The 21,161-nt window shown below is 33.3% G+C and carries 25 protein-coding genes and 1 pseudogene; 18 read left to right on the top strand and 8 right to left on the bottom strand.

The features are described from left to right. Positions 1-43: 43 nt before the first annotated feature. Positions 44-220 carry a hypothetical protein gene (locus ACK3CR_RS03740; protein ID WP_430238101.1) on the bottom strand — a complete coding sequence of 59 codons (177 nt, stop codon included), beginning with the start codon at positions 218-220 and terminating at the stop codon, positions 44-46. Between the two features lie 163 nt (positions 221-383). On the opposite strand from ACK3CR_RS03740, the gene ACK3CR_RS03735 reads away from it, so the two are divergent. After that, positions 384-596 carry a helix-turn-helix transcriptional regulator gene (locus ACK3CR_RS03735; RefSeq protein ID WP_151588166.1) on the top strand — a complete coding sequence of 71 codons (213 nt, stop codon included), beginning with the start codon at positions 384-386 and terminating at the stop codon, positions 594-596. A gap of 118 nt (positions 597-714) precedes the next feature. Here the strand turns inward: ACK3CR_RS03735 and ACK3CR_RS03730 are convergent, their stop codons facing one another. The 5 genes from ACK3CR_RS03730 to ACK3CR_RS03710 all read right to left on the bottom strand — a co-directional run bounded on the left by ACK3CR_RS03730 (position 715) and on the right by ACK3CR_RS03710 (position 6,221). Continuing rightward, on the bottom strand, positions 715-2,232 hold the full coding sequence (locus ACK3CR_RS03730) for an FAD-dependent oxidoreductase (RefSeq protein ID WP_328125167.1): 1,518 nt from the start codon (positions 2,230-2,232) through the stop codon (positions 715-717). A 141-nt stretch (positions 2,233-2,373) separates the two neighbouring features. Continuing rightward, entirely contained in the window at positions 2,374-3,495 is a 1,122-nt protein-coding gene (locus ACK3CR_RS03725; protein WP_328125168.1) for an ABC transporter permease, read from the bottom strand. Positions 3,496-3,508: 13 nt separating this feature from the next. Then, the gene (locus ACK3CR_RS03720) at positions 3,509-4,639 is read right to left on the bottom strand and encodes an ABC transporter permease (RefSeq protein ID WP_328125169.1); all 1,131 of its coding nucleotides are present in this window, start codon (positions 4,637-4,639) and stop codon (positions 3,509-3,511) included. Further along, the gene (locus ACK3CR_RS03715; RefSeq protein ID WP_488974810.1) at positions 4,639-5,583 is read right to left on the bottom strand and encodes an ABC transporter ATP-binding protein; all 945 of its coding nucleotides are present in this window, start codon (positions 5,581-5,583) and stop codon (positions 4,639-4,641) included. The genes ACK3CR_RS03720 and ACK3CR_RS03715 overlap by 1 nt, the downstream gene beginning before the upstream one ends. A gap of 62 nt (positions 5,584-5,645) precedes the next feature. Beyond that, the gene (locus ACK3CR_RS03710) at positions 5,646-6,221 is read right to left on the bottom strand and encodes a TetR/AcrR family transcriptional regulator (RefSeq protein ID WP_268586755.1); all 576 of its coding nucleotides are present in this window, start codon (positions 6,219-6,221) and stop codon (positions 5,646-5,648) included. A gap of 359 nt (positions 6,222-6,580) precedes the next feature. Between ACK3CR_RS03710 and ACK3CR_RS03705 the strand changes: the two genes are divergently transcribed. The 16 genes from ACK3CR_RS03705 to ACK3CR_RS03630 all read left to right on the top strand — a co-directional run bounded on the left by ACK3CR_RS03705 (position 6,581) and on the right by ACK3CR_RS03630 (position 18,425). Further along, a complete protein-coding gene (locus tag ACK3CR_RS03705) occupies positions 6,581-6,766 on the top strand; it encodes a helix-turn-helix domain-containing protein (RefSeq protein ID WP_328125171.1) in 186 nt (61 codons plus the stop codon). Positions 6,767-6,782: 16 nt separating this feature from the next. Then, positions 6,783-7,205, top strand: a complete 423-nt coding sequence (locus tag ACK3CR_RS03700) for a sigma factor-like helix-turn-helix DNA-binding protein (protein ID WP_268586757.1) — start codon at positions 6,783-6,785, stop codon at positions 7,203-7,205. A gap of 32 nt (positions 7,206-7,237) precedes the next feature. Then, positions 7,238-7,642 (top strand): cupin domain-containing protein, encoded by a 405-nt coding sequence (locus ACK3CR_RS03695; RefSeq protein WP_328125172.1) that lies wholly within the window; start codon positions 7,238-7,240, stop codon positions 7,640-7,642. Between the two features lie 11 nt (positions 7,643-7,653). Beyond that, positions 7,654-8,673: a methyltransferase gene (locus ACK3CR_RS03690; RefSeq protein WP_328125173.1), complete on the top strand. Its 1,020-nt coding sequence runs from the start codon at positions 7,654-7,656 to the stop codon at positions 8,671-8,673. Between the two features lie 11 nt (positions 8,674-8,684). Next, the gene (locus tag ACK3CR_RS03685; protein WP_328125174.1) at positions 8,685-8,810 is read left to right on the top strand and encodes a hypothetical protein; all 126 of its coding nucleotides are present in this window, start codon (positions 8,685-8,687) and stop codon (positions 8,808-8,810) included. Beyond that, entirely contained in the window at positions 8,803-10,485 is a 1,683-nt protein-coding gene (locus ACK3CR_RS03680; protein ID WP_430238110.1) for an NAD(P)/FAD-dependent oxidoreductase, read from the top strand. The genes ACK3CR_RS03685 and ACK3CR_RS03680 overlap by 8 nt, the downstream gene beginning before the upstream one ends. Continuing rightward, complete coding sequence (locus ACK3CR_RS03675; protein WP_328125176.1) at positions 10,478-11,302, top strand: cyclase family protein; 825 nt, start codon at positions 10,478-10,480, stop codon at positions 11,300-11,302. Before ACK3CR_RS03680 ends, ACK3CR_RS03675 begins: the two co-directional genes overlap by 8 nt. A 13-nt stretch (positions 11,303-11,315) precedes the next feature. Next, positions 11,316-12,293, top strand: coding sequence for a class I SAM-dependent methyltransferase (locus ACK3CR_RS03670; protein WP_328125177.1), 978 nt, complete (start codon positions 11,316-11,318; stop codon positions 12,291-12,293). After that, positions 12,290-13,570 (top strand): beta-ketoacyl-[acyl-carrier-protein] synthase family protein, encoded by a 1,281-nt coding sequence (locus ACK3CR_RS03665; protein WP_328125178.1) that lies wholly within the window; start codon positions 12,290-12,292, stop codon positions 13,568-13,570. The genes ACK3CR_RS03670 and ACK3CR_RS03665 overlap by 4 nt, the downstream gene beginning before the upstream one ends. 18 nt (positions 13,571-13,588) lie before the next feature. Continuing rightward, positions 13,589-14,830 carry a beta-ketoacyl-[acyl-carrier-protein] synthase family protein gene (locus tag ACK3CR_RS03660; RefSeq protein ID WP_328125179.1) on the top strand — a complete coding sequence of 414 codons (1,242 nt, stop codon included), beginning with the start codon at positions 13,589-13,591 and terminating at the stop codon, positions 14,828-14,830. Then, on the top strand, positions 14,827-15,201 hold the full coding sequence (gene acpS, locus ACK3CR_RS03655) for a holo-ACP synthase (RefSeq protein WP_268586766.1): 375 nt from the start codon (positions 14,827-14,829) through the stop codon (positions 15,199-15,201). The genes ACK3CR_RS03660 and acpS overlap by 4 nt, the downstream gene beginning before the upstream one ends. Further along, complete coding sequence (locus ACK3CR_RS03650; RefSeq protein WP_268586767.1) at positions 15,198-15,443, top strand: acyl carrier protein; 246 nt, start codon at positions 15,198-15,200, stop codon at positions 15,441-15,443. The genes acpS and ACK3CR_RS03650 overlap by 4 nt, the downstream gene beginning before the upstream one ends. Beyond that, the gene (locus ACK3CR_RS03645) at positions 15,427-15,882 is read left to right on the top strand and encodes an SRPBCC family protein (RefSeq protein WP_328125180.1); all 456 of its coding nucleotides are present in this window, start codon (positions 15,427-15,429) and stop codon (positions 15,880-15,882) included. The genes ACK3CR_RS03650 and ACK3CR_RS03645 overlap by 17 nt, the downstream gene beginning before the upstream one ends. 1 nt (position 15,883) lies before the next feature. Then, positions 15,884-16,399, top strand: a complete 516-nt coding sequence (locus ACK3CR_RS03640) for a methyltransferase family protein (protein ID WP_419146692.1) — start codon at positions 15,884-15,886, stop codon at positions 16,397-16,399. A 273-nt stretch (positions 16,400-16,672) separates the two neighbouring features. Further along, entirely contained in the window at positions 16,673-17,884 is a 1,212-nt protein-coding gene (locus tag ACK3CR_RS03635; protein WP_268586769.1) for a cation:proton antiporter, read from the top strand. A 220-nt stretch (positions 17,885-18,104) separates the two neighbouring features. Continuing rightward, positions 18,105-18,425, top strand: a complete 321-nt coding sequence (locus ACK3CR_RS03630; protein ID WP_419182650.1) for a TetR/AcrR family transcriptional regulator — start codon at positions 18,105-18,107, stop codon at positions 18,423-18,425. Between the two features lie 75 nt (positions 18,426-18,500). Here the strand turns inward: ACK3CR_RS03630 and ACK3CR_RS03625 are convergent, their stop codons facing one another. Both ACK3CR_RS03625 and ACK3CR_RS03620 read right to left on the bottom strand, forming a co-directional pair. Continuing rightward, complete coding sequence (locus ACK3CR_RS03625) at positions 18,501-18,650, bottom strand: ferredoxin family protein (protein ID WP_419182651.1); 150 nt, start codon at positions 18,648-18,650, stop codon at positions 18,501-18,503. A gap of 199 nt (positions 18,651-18,849) precedes the next feature. Beyond that, a pseudogene (locus ACK3CR_RS03620) lies at positions 18,850-20,013 on the bottom strand (YhgE/Pip domain-containing protein). Between the two features lie 102 nt (positions 20,014-20,115). Between ACK3CR_RS03620 and ACK3CR_RS03615 the strand changes: the two are divergent. Next, complete coding sequence (locus tag ACK3CR_RS03615) at positions 20,116-20,724, top strand: TetR/AcrR family transcriptional regulator (protein ID WP_328125181.1); 609 nt, start codon at positions 20,116-20,118, stop codon at positions 20,722-20,724. The last annotated feature ends 437 nt before the right edge of the window (positions 20,725-21,161 follow it).

Below are 21,161 nucleotides of genomic sequence, written 5' to 3'. Positions count from 1 at the left end.
TAAACCTATTCCTTTTTCTCTTCCAGCCTGGTCGGAACCCTGGTCATAAGAAAGGAAGGAAAGAAGACAACGTATATAAAAAATAGAGCAAGCTCCCCAATATACCCATATTCATTCCAATGTGCATGATGACTCTTACTTTTCCTTTATCGACCCAACCCTTTTTCTCCGCATAAACCACCGTAAACAACACTAGGCTTGTTCCCAGGACTGTAACCATATGAACGCCTCCTAAGTTGGTATAGTGGAGTGTATGTCATATGGGTTGTTCAACTTATCTTGTCTACTGGAAAAAATCCCTGATACTTATAAAAATAATGTATAAACCTTTGGATACCTGGGCATAGATGGGAATATGAAAACATAAGATAGAGGTGTAAGTAATGGGCGACAAGAGACATAAGTTAAAAAATTGGTTAGTCGTAGAAGGACGTTCACAAAAGTGGTTAGCTAAAAACTCCAAAGTCTCAATAAACTCAATTAGTGATATTTGCACAGGAAAACGGCATCCAAGTGTTCCAACAATCAAAAAAATCATGTCAGCTATCAAGAAAGTAGATAAAAGTGCAAAGGCAGAAGACTTTTTTGATATCTAGAATCATAGATTGGAATATTGTCGTGAAAAAGCGAATAGTTATATGGCATAAATATACTTAAGACCGCCTTATACACTAATGCATACTGGGCGGTCTTTGTTATTAATATTCCAATAAGTTAACTTAATTTCAATATAGAGACTATGTGCTGATCAGGTCTAACTAGTGCAAATACAAAATCCCTGCCATCCTTTCTATATTTAGAGTCAGCACCTATATGCAAAAACTCTTTACAAATAGGATATTCTGAGCCCTGGCACAGAAATTTAAAGTACTTTTGCTCACGTTTTGGATGATGTTTACCAATGGAAATAAACATATGTTTAGTCGTATTTTGTTCTAGGGGATGGGCCCCTTCCTCATTTGAAATATACGGCATTCGTTTACCTAGGATCCATTTTCCATAAGATTTTAAATTACTAGCAGATTTTGAGACATATTGATCCACTGCACCGGAAACTGGTAGAATTTGATTCAAAAGAGCATCCTTCTCAATAGTCTTTTTTTTAAATAATGGAATGTATCCAAGAAACTTTAATATAATTGATCGTCCAGTAGCTAGGATTGGATTGCTTATTGCCATATTTCTAAAGATTATAGCGTTATTATCTTGTATTTCGTCAGCTCCCACTTTTTGTTCCCTTGAATAATCGTGGAGAAGTCTAGCAAGATTATGTTGTTTATTTACTGAAAGAGCCAATCTCCAGCCAAGCCTCCAAGCTCCAAGTACTCCTACCATCATACCTGCTCCTGCAGAGGGTCCCATGGCATGAGCAGAATCCCCAGCTAATACCCATCTTCCTTTATGATATTTATTACTTTGTCCTTCACCTAGTCTAAATGCACTTGCCCATAGTATACGTTTAATCTTTGCATTTGGTAGCCTTTCACTTAAAAGTCCTCGAACGAATTCGAAACTACTTGCTTTTTCTCGATCTTCTCCTTTATTTATCCTATAAATCAGTCTCCAACGTTGGGGGGCAAAGTAAAAAAAACCATAAGGTCTTTTGGGATCTAAAGTAATATTTGAAACGTCCTTAGGAAGATCACAATTTAATTCAAAATCTGCAACTCCTGAGTCTAAACCAAAATCCCTCCAATTCTTTTCTATTTCTAACTTTTCTCTGACTATTGTTTTGCTACCATCACATCCAACCCCAAAAAGAGCATAGGTTTTATAGATCCCACCTTCATATTGAACCTTAACCATTACACTCTCTTCTGTTTGTCCAATATCAATTACTTCATGTCCTCTTCTGATTTCCACTAATCCAGTTTCTAGAGCTGCTTTTTCAAGGATTGCCTCTGTTTCGTGCTGAGGAAGTTGGAGGGAATAACTATAAGGTGTTTGCAATGTTGTAAAAGGTAAAACAAGTAATTCACTATGTTGGTTTCTAAATTGGTGGAAAGTACGAAAAACACCTTTCTCATGGAATTTACCGTAAATTCCTAACCAATTTAACAATTCCAATCCCCGGGGCATCCATGTTATTGCTCTAGATTCATCTAATGGAGTGGCTTCTTTCCTTTTTTCGAGAATTAATGAAGAAACATTATGACGAGCCAATATAAGTGATAAAGTCAGTCCTACCGGTCCTCCACCTACTATAACTACCTTATTTGGAATGTTATTCATCTCAATTCACTTTCTACTCCTTTTCAAAGTGTGATTTGGATCCAAATGTTAATGAATATTTACCCCATATATTGCAGACTACTTTAGTGAGGGAACTTTCATATCATCTGGATCCATATTGAAGATAGATAAAATCACTCTTTAAATTTTACTCTTCGTAAAGGATATATATGAAGCTGGTAAGGCTATTATAAGGAGTAGAATCCAAATAATTAATGAGCTTACATAGTTCCATCCAACGACATGAAATAAGATAATATCTTGAATTGATTCATATACATAGGAAGGGGGGATAACAATATTTAAATTTCTGGCTAATTCAGGTAAAGTAGCAACACTGCTGAATCCTCCTGAAACAAAGAAGAAGGCAAATGACAATATAATCGAAATTGGTAAAGTAATCCTGTTCGTTTTTACTAATAATCCTAGAAGCATCCCAACAGCCGAGCTTGAAATAACTACTATTAAAATAAGAACGATAAGTTCAGCTATGTGGCTCTCTACGTGCAAATTAAATATAAAAATATTAATTAACAATAAAATGGAGAATATTGTTAGAGAGAGTAAACTAGATGAAAGTATCTTTGATATGATGAAATTCCATTTTGAAATGGGCGATAAAAGTACCTCTTTTATAGTTGTTTCTTCCCATTCCTGAACTACAATAGATGATCCGAATACAACTCCACCAAACATAAGGGAGAATATAAGAACGCCTAAAGCTATATATGTTTTTCTAGGTGTATCATCCGAAAATGTTGTCTGAAATTCCGGCGATACTAAATCATTCTTAATACTTTCTCCTGCATATTTCTCCTGAAAATTTCTTAGGACATGTTCAAGCCTTAATCTTGTATTTTTTGACATATCAGTATTTACATTATACTGATATGTGTTTATATTCGGTGAATTACTATTGGCAAACTTTTCATCAAAATCCTCTGGAATGTTAATTACCATGGTAAGTCTTCCTTTATGTGCTAACTCATTAGCCTTATCTTTATCCATAGTGATTATAGCAAAATAAGGTGAGATATTAGATTTTGCAGACTGTATTTCTTCTACTAACTCTTGAGAATACGGTCCTTCTGACTCAACAACTAGACCAATTGGCCATTTATCTCCATCTCCACTAAATAATATTACAGAAATAAATAATAAAATTAAGGGGGCCATACAAGCTGCAGTAAAGGTTACAGGGTCACGTCTAGTGACCTTTAAATCTTTCTTTATTAGCCCTAATATCACATTTAGTTTTATCACTTTTGTCACTCCTTTAATAAACTTTAGGTCTAGGTGCTTGTTTAAGTCCTTTGCTGAGATATAAGGAAGCTAAAAATATTATTACTAAGCTCGATCCAAATACAATTAGTAGATACATAAAGAAGTTATCTAAAAACTCAGTGTTCATAATTAAATGGCCAGCTTTAAATGCATAATAAGGTGGTAAAATCTTAGAGAAATAGTATACATATTGAGAGATTCCCCCCCAAGCTAAACCATCTAGAGGACTAAATCCTCCTCCTATAATTAGGGACACTACTGCAATAATTATATTGATTTGAATTGTAGGCAAAATTCTCTTAGTAAGGGAACCAATTAAGACCCCTATACCCACACCTAAAAGGGCCGTTATTAATACTAACAAAGATATTAGTAATAAACTTCCGGTAGGTTTAAATCCCTGAATTAAGTAAATTAGTAGATAGATAATACCTCCACTGATAAATGTAGGTATTAAACCTGAAAGCATCTTACCTATTACAAGATAAGTTTTAGATACAGGGGATAAAAGTAGTTCTTTAACAGTATCCTCTTCCCATTCCCTTGCAATTAAGACTCCTGTATTAACCATCCCTCCGTAGAGAAAGGCGAACACTAAGAGACTAGATGCCATATACGTTAACATAGGTATATCTTTTGGAACCCAAGATTGTTCTTTTATCGATATTTGTTTATCAGCATCGAACTTATTGTGATTATAATAATTTATAAGCTCATCTAATCTTAATTGATAGTTTTTAGTATAATCACTATTCACGTTATGAGTTTTCATAGTAACCTTGGAGTTTTCGTCAAATCTTTCCGGTATAATTACAACAGACATTACTTCTTTGTTATTAAACATATTCATGGACTCTTTAGCGTCTGTAGACACTATCTCCCAATAAGATGCTTCCAAATCTCTCTTATCATCAAGTTTCTCACTAAATAATGAAGTAAACTCTTTAGAGTTAGCATTGTTAGCATTGTCCACAAGAGCAATAGGAACTGTCGCACTTCCCGAAGTAATGATACTAAAAAAAATGTAAAACATTATAGGGAGAACAATGGATATCCCTATGTAAAAGGGTTCACGTAACATCAGTCTAGTATCCTTTTTTATTATTGACCATATTACTCTCATTAGTCTCTCAACTTCCTTCCAGTGAAATGTAAAAAGACATCATTTAAGCTTGGTTCCCTCATTGATATTTTTAAAATCTTTAAATTGTTTTCGCTTACAACCGAGATAATGTCAGGAATAATATCTTCTTTTTCTTCATTTAGAAGTGTTAGAAGATATTGGGGATTTTTGTCTTCAACTTTCTTAACTGATTTAAAACAGTTAAAGGATTCGGCTAGTGATTTCTGATGAGGGGATACTTCTAATTCGATGATACCCTCTCCAACTTTCTCCTTTAAATTAGAAGGAGTATCCATTTCAATTAGTTTTCCTCGATCTATAATGGCAAGACGATCACAAAGATATTCTGCTTCCTCCATAACATTAGTCGTTAAGAGTATTGTTTTTCCTTGCATCTTCAATTCTAATATTTGGTTCCAGATAGCGTTTCTAGCTTGCACATCTACTCCCAATGTAGGTTCATCCATAATAATAATATTAGGATTTGTAAGCATCGCTCTAGCAAGTAGAAGTCTCCTCTTCATCCCTCCGGAATAATTTCCTGCTCTGTCATTGCGACGGTCGTAAAGCTGTACAATATCTAATACTTCTTTAATCCTCTGTTCCTTAACTTTCTTAGAAACTTTATAATAATCAGCATGAAATGCTAAATTTTCATATCCTGTCAATTTCATATAAATAGCTGTTTCTTGAGGAACCATACCTAGAAGTTCTCTTGCTTTATTTGTATTTGCTACGCTATCAATTCCATAAATATATGAGTTACCTTGAGTCGGTTGAGATAGTCCAGTTATACTATTAATTAATGTAGTTTTCCCTGAACCGTTGGGGCCTAATAACCCAAATATCTCACCTCCCTGTATCTCTAAGTTGATATTATCAAGTGCCTTAAAGTTCCCAAAATTTTTTGTAATTCCTATACATTTAATAGCCTTTTCGGACATAAGTATACTCCCTTCTTGTACAAGCATTAATTAATTGTTCAATTAATTTTATTTTAAAAAAATTAGTTTAGAACCTTACTAAGCTGTTGGATAGTATTTTGTATATATCTTTCTTCATCAATAACTGGGTTATCACCCTCCATATAAAGTAAATGATGCATAAATGATGCAGTAAGTGTATTTCTAACTGCTACCTCTACATAGTGAAAATCAAGTTTGTATTTGTTTGCAATAAAATAACTCAGTCCTTCAGTTGCTTCTCGAATAAGGTTTATCAAACGTTTTCTAATTTTAGGATTTCTTTGAGCTTCTCCTAGAAACATTGAAATGAAATATGGTTTCTCTTTTAAAAAGTGAAAAACAGCCGTTAAAATATCTTGTAATAGTTCATCAATAGTTAGATCTTCAGTAGAAAACTTTATAATATTATAAAGTTTATGATTTAGGGTATGTTCCTCTATAATCCCCCAAAGTAAATCCTCTTTATTATCAAAGTAATGATAGATTAAACCACTTGTAACACCAGCCTCCTGAGCTATATCCTTTATAGTACTACCAGAGAATCCTTTCCTCGAAAACACTCGTAAACCAGCCTCTATAAGTAAATCTCTTTTCTCTGTATATTTAGTTTTAGTCACTATATAACCCCCTATTAATTATTTAATTAATCGTTCAATTAATTATAAAAAAATATAGAATATAAGTCAATTTTTTCTATCTTTATATTAATCGCTTACATTGGAACTAAAAACTTATATTTAGAATTAGTCAAATAGATCTACGCACTATTAAGCAACATAGATATAAATGATTTAAATGGTTCATTATAACTATACATACATATTCTTCAAAAAATGTTGAGATATGTATAATTTTTGTTTATTATGATTTACGTAGGTATAATTAATCAATTAATTAATAGAATTTTCTTTTAATTTTTTTCGTTTTATTAGTTATAAAAACATATCCCGAATTAATTGTTGAAAGGTGAGTATTGATGGAACATTTGATATTAGAGGCTCTAAATGGTCAAGAGGATAGTAAACGAGAATTGATAGAAAGATTTCATCCCCTAATTATTAAATATGCAAGAACACTAACCTATATGGAACTAGAAGATGCCATTCAAGAATTAAGTATAGTTTTCTTAAAAGCAATAGAAAAATTTGAAGTTAGACAATAAGAAGGGATAGATATCTATGTTAAATACTTGTACTGAGAGACAATTCACAAAATATATCATTATGAACCTAACAGGAAAACGATCACGCCTACAAAAATATTACAAATCTAAAGATTATTATGAACAAAACACTTTAAACAAGTGTAAAAGTAGGGACGATAACGAGGACCTTGTTTATAGTATTGCTGAAACAAGGCATACTAACTTGGAAGAGTATGTTGTTCTTAAAACCACTATAGAACAGATTATGAGGCAACTAAAACCTTTAGAATATCAAATCATTAAAAAGATTTATTGGGAAGATAAAAAAATCCAAGAAATTGCACAAGAAATGGATATGGCTAGAAGTAGTATATTTCGGATCAAAAACCAAGCATTTAATAAAATTAGAAATTTTTTAGAAGATTGTGAGACCTTTAACTTAAAAAGTGTCTTTTAGTTATATGTAAACAAAACTTAGGAGGATGAAAAATGATTAAAAGAAGTATTAAAAATATTCAATCTGATATTGTGCGTGAACCAGGAGCTAAACAAACAACCTTAAAACGTTTAATTGATACGCCAGACGGAGCAGACCGATTTGTTATGACGTTATTCCATATCGAACCCAAAGGCTCTACTCCTCCTCATTACCATGATTGGGAACATGAGATTGTTGTATTAGAAGGCTCTTGTCAATTGCAATTACCTAAAGAAGAGAAGAATGTAACAATTGAAAAGGGAGATGTCGTTTTCATTCCTAGAAATGAACCTCATGGATTTACTACAAGTGAAGGAGAAGAATGTAAGTTTATTGTAGTAGCCCCAACTGAGCGACCACCTATTCATAACTATTTCTTAAGTGAAAAACCTTATGAATACACGTCTAATAAATAGGAGGCAGATTGTTGAATAATACAGTTGAAAAACTAAACCCTACAGAAGTTCATAAACTTATTACTGGATTTATTTCATCCAAAGCTATATTTACAGGTATAAATTTTGGATTATTCACACTACTCGATAAAGAACCAAAAAGCATTGAGGAAATTGGAAAAAGTTTAGATTTACAACCTCGACCAACTAGAATCCTTGTTCAATCATGTATAGGAATTGGACTGCTTCATAAAAATAATGAACTAATTCATAATAGTTCACTTGCATCAGCCTTCTTAGTTGAAGGCAAACCAGGATATATGGGAAATTTAGCAAAGCATCAAGAGGCACATTACAATAACTTTGTTATGTTAGATGAAGCTTTAATAAATAATACTTCTATTACCGGTAGAGTAAAAAAAGACGGTTATGCTAATGAGGGTGCGGGGGCTAATGAAGATCGTCAAGGGACTCGTACTTTTATTAAGGCTATGCATGCTAGTTCAGTCGTTCAAGCTAAATCGTTAGTATCTAACAGTAGTATAAAGGGTAATCATCTTTTAGATATGGGATGCGGATCAGCAGCATACTCTATTGAATATGCTAAGCAAAATCCCCATGTGAAAATTACTGCAGTTGATTATGGAGCTACTTGTGAAGTTGCTAAAGAATTTGTTAAAGATCAAAATCTTGAAAATCAAATTACATTTATTGAAGGAGACATCTTTAATATTAGTCTACCCGAAAATATAGATACTGTTTTACTATCACATGTACTAGATGGATATGGAAGAGAAAAAGCATTCAAAATATTAAAAAAGATCCATACTTTATTGCCTGAAGGTGGAAAATTAATTATGCATGCTCATCTGCCAGAAAGGGCTGAAACCACTTTTCCTTATCTATTTAATTTAATCTTACTAGCTAATACAGCAGAAGGAGAAGTTCATGGTGAACAAACTATACTAGATTGGATTAATGAACTTGGGTTTAAAGACATTACGCTAAAGAAAGTATCACCTATCTCCTCAGTAATCGAGATGTATAAATAGGAGGATAAATAATGGAAAGTAAAGAACCGGAATTTCACTTAGTTATATTAAACGATTTTGGTTTACCGCATGTTGTTATAGAGCCAGAAAATGAGACTGAAAGTCAAGAGATGGAGGTAGAGTCAGCAAATGGCTGAAACTTATGATGTAATTGTCATTGGAGGTGGACCTGCCGGTTCTAGTATCTCCACCCTATTATCTAGTTGGGGTAGAAATGTTTTATTACTTGAGAAAGAAATGTTCCCTCGCGAACACATAGGTGAGTCTCTCTTACCTGCTAACTGGAAAGTATTCGATAAGCTAGGAGTTAGTGAAAAGATCAGAAATACATCTTTTGTACCGAAACCAGGGGGAACCTTTATTTGGGGAAAAGATAGAACACCTTGGACAGTATATTTTGGTGAAGTAAATGGATTACCAGCTGCTAGACAAGTAAAAAGAGATGTTTTTGATAAAATCTTATTGGATAATGCAAAGGAAAAAGGTGCAAAAGTTAAAGAGCAATCCGTAGTTAAAGAAATTATATTCGAAGAAAATCGAGCTACTGGTGTTATCTATGAAAATGGTAATCAAACTTATAAAGCTAAAGCTAAATATGTAGTAGATGCGAGTGGCCAAGATAAATTTTTAGGTAAGAAACTTAAAAGTATAGAATATAACCCAGACTTTAAAAATGTAGCAGTATGGTCTTATTGGGAAAATGGTAAACAATTAGAAGGACATGATAAAGGAAATGTCATCTACATTACATTCGAACACGGTTGGTTCTGGTATATCCCACTTGACTTTGATAATAACCTAATCAGTGTAGGCGCCATTGTAACTCCAACGGGTCGTAAAGTATTGAGAGAAAAAGGGTTTGAAAAATTCTATTTAGATGCTATTAACTCATCTGATACTTTACCTTCACTACTAGAAAATGCGAAACAAGTGGCCAATATTAAAGTTACTAAAGACTATTCTTACCGTAATACAAACTTATTTGGTGAGGGATGGCTTATGGTGGGAGATGCTGCATGTTTTGTAGATCCTATCCTCTCATCCGGTGTAATGTTAGCTACTTCTAATGGAATGATGGGCGCATATGCTTTAAATACCCTATTAGATGAACCTAATGTAGAGAATGATGTTTTCAAACGATATGAAGAAATGTATATACGAAATTATAACACCTTTACTGCATTGTGCAATAACATGTATGACACTCAGAAGAAATCTAAGGAAGATTATTTTTCAGGAGCCCGAAATCTAGTACAACCTAAGCTTGCACATGAAAAGGTAGACCAAACCGGAGATCGGCAAGCCTTTATCAGCTTAATTTCTGGACTAAACCAGAAAGACACTGAAAAAGTAATTAACAATTTTATGGAAAAACGCAAAAAAATCGGAAATACTCATACTACCTTTAACGAAGAAACAATGTTTATGGTATTTGATCATATAAATCAAAACCTAAGGGACGAAGGGAAAGACAATACAACTATCAATTCTGAAACAGTAATTGAACTAGATAATAGAGTCGAAATTAAAAATGAGTATTTCGTTCCTGTAATACCAAATGCAAATAAGATGGATAAAAAACGTGTGCTAAAGAATCCATTCGGAGATATTATTCAGTTATCGCCTTTGTTAGAAAATTTAGTAGAGTCATTAAAATTAGACAGACTAAGTGTGACAGAATTAAAAATGATTCTATCAGAGAAGCTTCAAAGTGAAATAAGTGAATCAGAATTAGTTCGATGGTTAAAGCTTTGTCATAATTATGGATTAATTACATTAAATAATCGAGTATTAGGTGCCACAAATGTCTAATATCATTGATTTAAGTTTGCCTATTGATGATAAAGTTCCAGACCCAACATTTGTTAAAAAAAAACAAGTTGAGCACAGCGAAGGTGGAAATTTAGTTTGGAAAAAGGTCTTTTTCCCGAAAAGATCTTCTATTATAGAAAAAATTAGTCGAATCCCTAAGTATCTTAGACATAGGAAGCTACTAAAAAATAGTAGCTTCCCTGACAATATGTTTTTAAGTAATGAATTTCTGGCTCTATCTGTACATTGTGGTACACATATTGATGCACCTTTCCATTTTGGCCCATATTGTGAAGGAGAAAGAGCACCATTTATACATGAACTACCCCTAGACTGGTTTATCTCCGATGGAGTAGTACTGGATTTAACACATAAAGTTCATAATACACTTATAACAGAGAAAGATATAAGAACTGCGTTATCTTCTATTAATTATACACTAAAGCCATTTGACATAGTACTTATAAGAACAGATTTCGATAAATATTGGCCTAAAAAAGAATATTTTACTAAGCACCCTGGAATGTCTAGGGAAGCAACTGAGTGGTTGATTGACCAAGGAATTAAAATTATAGGAATAGATACTAATGGTTTTGATCTCCCCTTTATGCAAATGGCAACTAGCTATTTAGTAAATAAAGACTCTAGTAATTTATGGCCTAGCCATATGCTAGGTAGAGAGAGACATTACTTGCATATTGAGAGGTTAGCAAATCTTAGAAACATTCCAGTATCTCATGGTTTCAAGGTTTCCTGTTTACCAATCTCGATCAAAGATGTAGGAGCAAGTTGGATTAGGGCAATAGCTATAACATGAAGGGAAGTAAAATATGGAAACAGTTAATTCAATAACTAAAGATATTAACTTGAAAGATTTACTTGATCTAAACTATGGATTCGTAAGAAGTAAAATCTTAGATTTCTCCCTTAAACTTAATCTCTTTGATATTGTGGAGTCAACCTGTAAAAATCAAGTTGAAGCTATTTCAGAAATAACATCTATTAAGAAGGAGAATGTCAAAAAATTATTAGAAGCCTTAGTATATATGGGATTACTATCTAAGGAAAGTGATATATATTTAAATACTTCAAAATATCTTTGTTCATCAAGTAAAGATTATATAGGAGAACACTTAGCATTAGTCTTTAAACAATGGGATAGTTGGGGCGCTTTAGATACCATCATGTTAAAAAATGAACGAAATGATAATAGTCAACTCCTATTACATATGAAGAAAAAGAGCTATAACCTAGCTTCCCCAATTGTAGAAAGACTTCTGTCTACACTTCCCTATAATTTTGATAACACAAGAGTCCTTGATTATCATTGCGGTGAAGGTGAATGGACATATGCCCTTGCTAAAAAATATAATGAAGCTGTTATTGATGCATTTGATTCCGAGGAATATAAAAAAGTTTTTAACGAACGCATGAAAACTAACTATAAAAGTTGTCAAGATAATATTAAATTTATTTCTAGGATTAACGATGAGTATGACTATATTATTCTGTCAAATTTCTTACGTTTTTATGGTGGGGAATACTCAAAAACATTATTAGTTTCATTACAGAGACACCTAAAAGACAATGGAAAAATAATAATATACGATGTATTTCATAGTGATGAAGCTAATGGGCCATCTATTGCAAATTTATTAGACCTGAGCATGTTAGTTAATACCTGTAGTGGTGGAATATTTACTATAAATGAAGCGTGTTCTCTTCTAAAGGAGACAGGTTTTCAAATTGAAAATATTTTTGACACAAAACCCTATCCAATACTCATTGCAAGGAGTGAGAAATATTGAGAAAAGTAGCTATTACAGGAATGGGAGTAGTAAGTCCACTTGGAATAGGAGTTGATAACTACTGGGATAATCTAAAACTAGGTTACACAAAAGCTAAGAATCTAAAGGATATTGAATCATCTCGCCTCTTTCAAGATATAAATAACTTTAATGCTAATGTATCTATAGAAGTTGAAAATTTCTCCCTAAATGATTTATCACGGATCCCTAGTGACATTAAGTCATTAGATCGCTATATTCAATTTGCTGTTTTAGCTGCAGAATTAGCTAAAAATAATAGTAACTTAACAAATAGAAGTAGTGATTTTAATACTGAACGTGTCGGCGTATCGTTATCCACGGCTATTTGCGGAACAAAACATATGGAAGAGGTATTTGTGGAGGTTACGAACAACGGTACAGAGGAAATAGACCCTTCTAAGGGATCCCCCAACCTATATTTATCATCAATGTCTAATACTCCATCTAAAATTATTGCTTCTCTTATTGGAGCTGAAGGTCCATGTACTACTCTCTCTACAGGTTGTATTGGGGGTATTGACGCAATTGGCTATGCATATGAACAAATTTTAAATGGGGATATGGATGTCATGATAGCTGGTGCGTCCGAAGCACCTATTACACCTATTTCTTACGGGGCTTTTGATATTATAAATTGTCTTTCCACAAGAAACAATCATAATCCTTCTAAGGCTTCTAGACCTTATGACCGCGACCGCGATGGATTTGTTCTTTCCGAAGGGGCCGGTATCATTATCTTGGAGGATGAGGATCATGCTAAAAGACGTGGAGCAAAAATTTATGGCTATATTACAGGGTTTAGTAATACCAGTAATGCTCTACATATGACAGATTTAGTAAGTGACGGAGAAGATTTAGCAAGGGCTATTGAAAACGCCCTAAGTCATGCAAACTTAAAACCAGTAGATATTGATTATATAAATGGACATGGTAGTTCTACCCCCCAAAATGATAGATGTGAAACGAAGGCAATAAAAAAAGTTTTTGGAGAATTAGCTTATTCAATACCAGTTAGTTCTACTAAATCAATGACTGGACATCCCTTATCTGCTGCTAGCGCTCTAGAAATTATAGCTTCTTTAAAAAGTCTAGAAGATAACACCTTACATCCCACTATTAATTACAACTCAAAAGATGAGGAATGTGATCTAGATTATATTCCTAATGTGTCTAGAAAGAAAGAATTAAAAAATATTCTAAGTATTGCTAGTGGCTTTTCAGGTTTACACTCAGCTATTATTCTAGAGAGTTTTTAGAGAGGCGGTAGTAGAAAAATGGACAATATAGTTGTTACAGGTATAGGAACCCTCAATCCAGCTGGAATTGGGGCGGATAATACTTTCGATAATGTATTGAAAGATGACTCATACATTGATTTCATTACCCGATTTGATTCTTCAAAATATAAATCAAATGTTGCTGGAGAAATCAAAGATTTTGTACCTACAGATTATATTTCTAAAAGACTTGTAAAAAAGACTGATCGTTTCACGCAATTAGCTCTAGCAGCCGTACAGATGGCCTTAGACGATGCCCAAATAAATACAGGGGACTTTGATCCCAATAGGCTTTCCCTTATGGTAGGAAATGTTTTAGGAGGATGGGAATTTGCAGAAAGGGAATTAAGGAATTTATGGGTGAAGGGCGAAGAGTATGTAAGTCCTTATCAAGCTACAGCATGGTTTCCAACCTCGGCCCAAGGATATATAAGTATTGCTCAAAACATTAAAGGAAAAGCTCGAACATTTGTTGCGGATAGAGCAAGTAGCGCATATGCACTGCAGGATGCAATTAGTACATTGAATAGAAATGAGGCAGATATTGTACTAGTGGGCGGAACAGAAGCACCCTTATCCCCTTATGGGTGGTTATGTTGCGAGTCTAGTGGTTATCTGTCATCTAATAAAAATGAACCCTCGGAGACGTATAAACCTTTTTCTGAGGAACACAGTGGAATGGTTTTAGGGGAAGGTAGTACTTTCCTAGTTCTTGAAAGACTAAGTCACGCTCAGGATAGAAACGCTAAAATCTATGGAGAAATAAAAGGATGGGGTGTTACAAATGATGCCTATTATCCATATTACACTCATCGTCCGGATGGTCAAAAACTTGCAAGATCAATGCAACAATCCATTGATCGAGCTTCAATTTCTCCAGAAGAAGTAAACCTGCTATTTTTACATGGAACGGGGATTCCTTCAGAGGATGCAACTGAGGTTTATGCATACAGAGAGGTCTTTAAGGATGGCGATAAACCTATTTTAACCTGTCCTAAGGCTTCCTTTGGTCATCTTTTAGGTGCTGCAGCTGTAACTGACATTATGCTTTCCTTATTATCTATTGAAAGAAGGCTCATCCCACCAATCATCAACTTGGATACACCAGCTTATGGATTTGATGATTTGAATTTCGTCACCAAACAACCGTACAAACAAGATATTAGCAATGCTCTTATTATTTCGAGAGGTATGGGCGGAAATAATCTAAGTTTCGTTGTGGGGGGGGTTAGTTCTTGAACGGTATTGGTATAGATTTAGTGGATGTTGAAAGGATTAAAACATTATATGAAAGATGGGGGATACGACCTCTACAAATGATTTTTACACAGGAAGAACTTAATTTAACAAAGTCTAAAACTCAAGACTTTAATTGGAATTCACTTGCTGGCCGTTATGCTTTAAAGGAGGCTATAATTAAGTCTTTACCTAACACACAAATCTTCAGTTTGAAAGATATTGAAATCTTGAGGGGCCATTCGAAAGAACCAGTGATAAATCTTAAGGGAAAAGCAGCTGATTCTTTTTCCCATCTACAATGGAGATGTAGTATTTCGCATGATAAAAACCTAGCAACTGCTATTGCTATGAATATAGGGGGATCTCAATGAAAACAGAAATAAACGATATTATGCTACAGATTGGTTTTGAAACTCAAGACTTAAATGATGACTTTTCTTTAATTGATGATTTAGGAATTGACTCAACAGAATTAGTAGAACTAGCTTTTCAAATTAAAGATAAATTAAATATTCTCCTAACTCTAGAGGAACTAAAGGCATTGGAGAACTTGAGGGATTTATATAATCTAGTAGAACTTAAAGGAGAGGATACTTATGCCAAGAATAAATAATAGCATTGTAATACGAGAAGATATTGAAAAAGTGTTCAATATTACAAATGATATTAGCAAATGGAATGAGCTATTCAGCGATTACCATAATAATAAGATTTTGAATATTGAAAAAGAAGGTAGATTTACAAAGATTGTATTTGAATTAGGTAAGGGAGATAGTACTTGGAAATCATATAGATTATTAGACCATAAAGAATACACAGCAATTGCACAACGCATTGAACCAATGTTTCCTTTCCTTTATATGCATTTAACTTGGTATTATGAACATCATCCGGAAGGTACTTTAATGACCTGGGTACAAGACTTTGAACTTGACCCTGGCTTTAGAGAACCATTAGATAAAGTGACAGAGAAAATGGATAAAAACACTAAAATTAATCAAGAAAATATTAAAAAAACTATTGAAGAGAATATGCATTCTCTTATTAAATAATATGCGGAAGAGCAAGATAATAAATTTTCTGATTCCTAGCTTTTTTGGTTTATGTATCCCCTATCTATTTTATATCTTAATACCTATTAATGTGCCAATTAATCGTTTTATATGGTTTTTCCTAATAAACTCAGCAGGTTTAGGCTTTATGATCTTTGGAATCCTCAATGTAATAGTGAGTGCTAGGATAATTTACGGTCATTTGGATACCCCATTATGGGATAAACCACCTGAGAAATTAGCTGTCTACGGACCTTATAAGTATTGTAGAAATCCCATGACTTTGGGGTTCCTAGCTATCCTTTTAGGTGAAGGACTGTTTTTTAAATCTATTGGTATTTTAATCTGGACAGTTATATTTCTAATCATATCAACATTTTTAATTATAAAGATTGAAGAACCGAGCCTAAGACGGAAATTTGGTAAGGAATATGATAATTATTTTCATAAGACACCTAGATGGATTAACCTTAACTATTCCTATCATAAACAGAATAATTATAAAAGAAATCTTTAGTATTCTGTTCTTATAGACTACTCTCTTATCGTGAATAGAAAAGTATCCATACTCCTAATCATATTATCTATGTCTTCCCTAATTAAGAATAAATTATAAAAGATATTTTTATAAAAATCATCTATTTGCGTCCATTACCCAGGGATTAATTATTTGGTAAGACATTAGTATTAGGGAAAGAGGAGGTGTGAATTCTTTAAAGAATTCACACCTCCTATATTTTATTGAAAAAACTTAAGCTTTACTCAAGATAGTAAGGGGGATTCCTACCATATGACGTTTATTTTATCCCTAGCTTTGATATTACTTTTGACAAAACTTTCTGGCCATCTATCGGTTCGTTTGGGACAACCACCTGTATTAGGAAAGTTAATTGTCGGAATTTTGTTGGGTCCTGCGGCTTTAGATTGGATTCACAACGACCAATTTATCTACTATTTCTCTGAAATTGGTGTCTTACTACTTATGTTTATGGCGGGTTTAGAAACAAATTTACACCAACTTAAAAGTAATTGGAAACCCATACTTATGGTAGCTATACTGGGGATCCTGTTCCCTTTTATCGGGGGAGTAGGATTAGGAGAATTATTTAATTTAGATAGAACTTCTTCATTATTTATGGGTGTCCTACTATGTGTGACATCTGTAAGTATCACTGTGCAAGTGCTTAAGGATTTAAATAAACTAAACTCTAAAGAAGGTAATATTATTCTAGGCGCTGCAGTAATAGATGCAATAATTGTTGTTGTATTATTAGCTATCTTAATTAGTTTATTTGGAATAGATAAGGATATTTCTCTAACTGACCTTATTGTTAAGAAGATAATGTTCTTCATTGTGATCATATTAGTAGGTTGGTTTATAGTACCAAAAACCTTAAACGTGATGATGAAATTAAAGGTTTCAGAACCTTTAGTCTCTACAGGATTAGCAATTTGTTTTAGTTACGTCTATTTTGCAAACCTAATGGGGATGTCCGGAATGATAGGTGCTTTTGCTGCTGGCCTCGCCATCTCACAGACTAATCACAAAGATACAATTGTAAGTAAAGTCGAACCGGTTGCATACTCCATATTTGTACCAGTCTTTTTCGTCAGTATAGGATTGAACATATCTTTTAAGAATATGGATAATCAACTAATATTTATAGCAACATTCTCCTTAGTTGCTATTTTAACTAAGCTGATAAGTGGGGTATGGGGATCCAGATTGTCAGGATTACCTACGAAATCTTCGCTACTTATTGGATCTGGAATGATATCTAAAGGAGGAGTAGGATTAGTGATAGCGTCTGCTGGGCTTCAGAATTCACTATTAACGCCGGATTACTTCACTCCAACTATCATAATAGTAGTTATTACAACATTAATATCCCCACCTCTTACTAAATATATTATTCAATTTGAAAGTAAAATGAATAGAAGGAATTCAGTCTTAAAAATATACAAAAATAATGTATTAGGTAAAGAAAAAAAAGCAAAATAATGAATTTAATACCTCATTCCTTTTCCCTAGACAAATAACCCCCAAATTAATCTAGGATTATCTATTCTAAATAACAGTAAAATTTATATATTATGTATACTTCTCTTTCCCGAAAATAAGATAGGGATTCTTTATAAACTAACGATATGTAAAATTCTAAAGAAGGTGTTGAATTATAATAAATTATCGGACTACACGTAAGAGAACATTAGAACCAACTTTGGAATTAATAAAGAAGAAAGGTTTTAAGGGGACCACTACACGTGAAATTTCAAATGAATCCGGAGTAAATGAATCAACGTTATTTCGTCATTTTAAGAATAAGAAAGGAATTTCAATATCTGCTTTTGAACAATTCTCATATATTCCTACCTTTTCAAAATCTATAAGAGAGGGAGTACAATGGTATTTGGAAGAAGATTTATTGATGTTCTCTAGATTATATCAGCAAATTCTAAGGAGAAATGAGAATTTAATTGTAGTTGGTTTGAAAGAAAAAAACTTTTTCCGGAGCTTAAACAACAAATCACGGGATTTCTAAGAGGATTAAAAGATATTTTGATACAGTACCTTAATAAAATGAAGGAAAGAGGAATTCTCATTAGAATTATGTAAACTAGAAATGCATATACAAACAGAGTTTCCTCCCTTTTTTCTTATATATTAACGTAAATGTAATTCCTTCATCATTATAATCGTACATATCAGATGCTGTTGTTCCATATGCAATACATGTATCTTGATCTATTGTTGTATAGATAGGCATCTTCTTCTTTCCTTTTTACTAGTCAGTCCCTACACTCATTAAAGTGAGTATAGATTATTGATAAAATGTAAACCTGTTAAGTTTATGAATGTCCTTAAATTATCGGATAACTTTATTTTAATCTAAAAGCCGTATCACCTAAGAGTGATACGACTTTCTTTAGTATGAACTAGTTGTATTCAAGGAGCGAAATAGTTTATTATCTTTCTAATTTCCTTTGGGATTCTTGCTCTTTTGCTGAATTGAATCTTAAGGCAGAGGCTAGTAGGATTAACATGCTTACTAATCCAATCCATACTAAGACAGAAACAGGGGTGTTCCAGCTTAATCCTTTTTCGAAGAAAAACAATTCGCGAAGTCCGTCTACCATGAATTACATCGGCAACCAAGAATAAATCCAATCCCGATAAAGCGAAGACATCATTTCAGGAGCCATGGCGATTAAAGGTGACCCAAATAATAATAATAAGGCAAATACAGGTACTCCTTTAATACCTAAAAATGATAGGACAGCTGAAATCATTAAGAAGAAGCTAAATGCCGTAATTGTTAAAAACAAGGCAGTATCCGGAATATCAAGTCCTACCATTCCATCTGCTATCCAAGTAAAGCCCAATCCAACGATAAGAGCTACAATAGCCCCCATTAAAATTCGAACAATTTTTATCTCAAATTTCTCCATTCTACTTTTGATCGGCATTTTACTAACAGCAACAAAGATGATAGCTGTACTAACCATAATGGCCATCCATAGGGGTGGGAATAAATAAACAGGGGTATTTCCATTTGCACTATTCATATCGATCTCATTTACGTTTATAACGTTTTTCTTAATAGTCGTTGCTAAACTAGATGCCTGTACGACTGTTAGATTGATTCTTTGTTTGTTAAACTCCTCTAGTAGTTGAGTACGAACATTACTATTCAGATTATCTAATACTTGATTTAATACCTGCCCCGTCAATGTAGAAGCAGCCGTATTCATTCCCTACTTAATAAATATTTTTATTTCAGGTGAAGAAGGTGTTGGGGTTCGTAGTGAAGCTAGCTTTGTATTAAAATCTTTTGGAATGACTAACGCTCCATAATGCTTTTAGTTATCTAAGTCTTTTTGTAATTCCCCCAACATTTTCCACTTTATAGCAGATTCGTCATCTGTTGTAGACGTCTTTTGGATGGTTTGATCAATATTTTTTCCCATATTGATCCTTGGTTGATTAGGGATATCTAAGCCTTGATCTTCATTAACGATGGCAACCGGAAGATTTTTCGGTTGAGATTGCACCTAAGGAAATAAGATTAGAGAAAAAATAAAAATAACGATCAATGCAATAACGGGCGATAATAATACGAATTGAATTATAAGTCTAAATCAATTCGTATTCAATCATCAAAAATCTTAATTGTGTTGGTTATAGAACACTTATAAATAATGTGTTGGATAAATACTCAAGGAGGATAAAAAATGCGAGATAGTAATAGAGATTTACGCGTTATGCGAACAAAAGAATCGATTCGGGATGCCTTAGTAGAATTAATAGAAGAAAAGGGATTCAAAGCTATAACAGTCAAAGATATTACAACAAGGGCGAACATAAACCGAGGGACCTTCTATGCCCACTATCAGGATAAATTCGATTTAATGACTAAGTGCCAAGAAGAGATTATGAGCGAGATGCTTAGAATTGGGAAAGAATATTTTCCGCAGGCTATAGAGGAACTTAGAACTTCAACTCTTACATCAAAACCATTTACCTTTACTGTATTAATGTTTGAATACTTAAACGACAATAGTAGATTTATGAAAGCTATTTTAGGACCAAAAGGGGATTTCTCTTTTCAAACCGAGTTAAAAAAATTTATGTGGAATACCCTATTTGAACATGAAATGGTTAAACAGGAAAATTTATGCGTTCCAGAGGAATATTTAATTTCCTACGTATCTTCAGCCCATATTGGTGTAATTCAGCAATGGTTAAATAGTGGGGGAAAAGAATCTCCTGAAGAAATGGCGCAAATCCTATCGACCATAACGGCTAACGGACCCTTTGTTGCAGCAGGTTTGAAAAAGTAATCATAAGAAAAGGGATATTTTCCTTGGTGAATAGATTTTTAATGTGAAATTATAAGGAATAATACAAAGCAACCAATCTATAAAAGGACAAATATGTGAACTTAGATAACCATTCCTTCCATCTCGTTGATCGTCTACTTTCTTATGTTAATTTTTGGAGTTAAATAAAGGATGTCATACACATAAGTATTACATCCTTTTAATTCACTTACTCTTTCTCTACTCTATAAAATTGTTATGAGCGAACTCATTCTTTTCCACTAACCGTCTGTAAAAGTATACTTTTGCAGACATTCACTTTACGAACTATCTGTTTGGGTTCACTTTTTATGGAGTGAAAAGGTGATTAATGGATATGGAAATTATGCTCGTTCATAATTGAAAAAAGCGCCAACTCGTTTTTAATAAACGGGTTGGCGCTTTTTTACTTCCTAGAA

The sequence above is a fragment of the Priestia sp. TRM10 genome (assembly GCF_057808375.1).
The sequence above is the reverse complement of the archived record's forward strand: the minus strand, read 5'-3'. Positions and strand labels throughout refer to the sequence as shown.

Coding starts and splice junctions, on each gene's coding strand:
- ACK3CR_RS03740 (WP_430238101.1), bottom strand. CDS start 220: ATGGTTACAGTCCTGGGAACAAGCCTAGTGTTGTTTACGGTGGTTTAT.
- ACK3CR_RS03735 (WP_151588166.1), top strand. CDS start 384: ATGGGCGACAAGAGACATAAGTTAAAAAATTGGTTAGTCGTAGAAGGA.
- ACK3CR_RS03730 (WP_328125167.1), bottom strand. CDS start 2,232: ATGAATAACATTCCAAATAAGGTAGTTATAGTAGGTGGAGGACCGGTA.
- ACK3CR_RS03720 (WP_328125169.1), bottom strand. CDS start 4,639: ATGAGAGTAATATGGTCAATAATAAAAAAGGATACTAGACTGATGTTA.
- ACK3CR_RS03715 (WP_488974810.1), bottom strand. CDS start 5,583: ATGTCCGAAAAGGCTATTAAATGTATAGGAATTACAAAAAATTTTGGG.
- ACK3CR_RS03705 (WP_328125171.1), top strand. CDS start 6,581: ATGGAACATTTGATATTAGAGGCTCTAAATGGTCAAGAGGATAGTAAA.
- ACK3CR_RS03700 (WP_268586757.1), top strand. CDS start 6,783: ATGTTAAATACTTGTACTGAGAGACAATTCACAAAATATATCATTATG.
- ACK3CR_RS03695 (WP_328125172.1), top strand. CDS start 7,238: ATGATTAAAAGAAGTATTAAAAATATTCAATCTGATATTGTGCGTGAA.
- ACK3CR_RS03685 (WP_328125174.1), top strand. CDS start 8,685: ATGGAAAGTAAAGAACCGGAATTTCACTTAGTTATATTAAACGATTTT.
- ACK3CR_RS03680 (WP_430238110.1), top strand. CDS start 8,803: ATGGCTGAAACTTATGATGTAATTGTCATTGGAGGTGGACCTGCCGGT.
- ACK3CR_RS03675 (WP_328125176.1), top strand. CDS start 10,478: ATGTCTAATATCATTGATTTAAGTTTGCCTATTGATGATAAAGTTCCA.
- ACK3CR_RS03670 (WP_328125177.1), top strand. CDS start 11,316: ATGGAAACAGTTAATTCAATAACTAAAGATATTAACTTGAAAGATTTA.
- ACK3CR_RS03660 (WP_328125179.1), top strand. CDS start 13,589: ATGGACAATATAGTTGTTACAGGTATAGGAACCCTCAATCCAGCTGGA.
- ACK3CR_RS03650 (WP_268586767.1), top strand. CDS start 15,198: ATGAAAACAGAAATAAACGATATTATGCTACAGATTGGTTTTGAAACT.
- ACK3CR_RS03645 (WP_328125180.1), top strand. CDS start 15,427: ATGCCAAGAATAAATAATAGCATTGTAATACGAGAAGATATTGAAAAA.
- ACK3CR_RS03640 (WP_419146692.1), top strand. CDS start 15,884: ATGCGGAAGAGCAAGATAATAAATTTTCTGATTCCTAGCTTTTTTGGT.
- ACK3CR_RS03635 (WP_268586769.1), top strand. CDS start 16,673: ATGACGTTTATTTTATCCCTAGCTTTGATATTACTTTTGACAAAACTT.
- ACK3CR_RS03625 (WP_419182651.1), bottom strand. CDS start 18,650: ATGCCTATCTATACAACAATAGATCAAGATACATGTATTGCATATGGA.
- ACK3CR_RS03615 (WP_328125181.1), top strand. CDS start 20,116: ATGCGAGATAGTAATAGAGATTTACGCGTTATGCGAACAAAAGAATCG.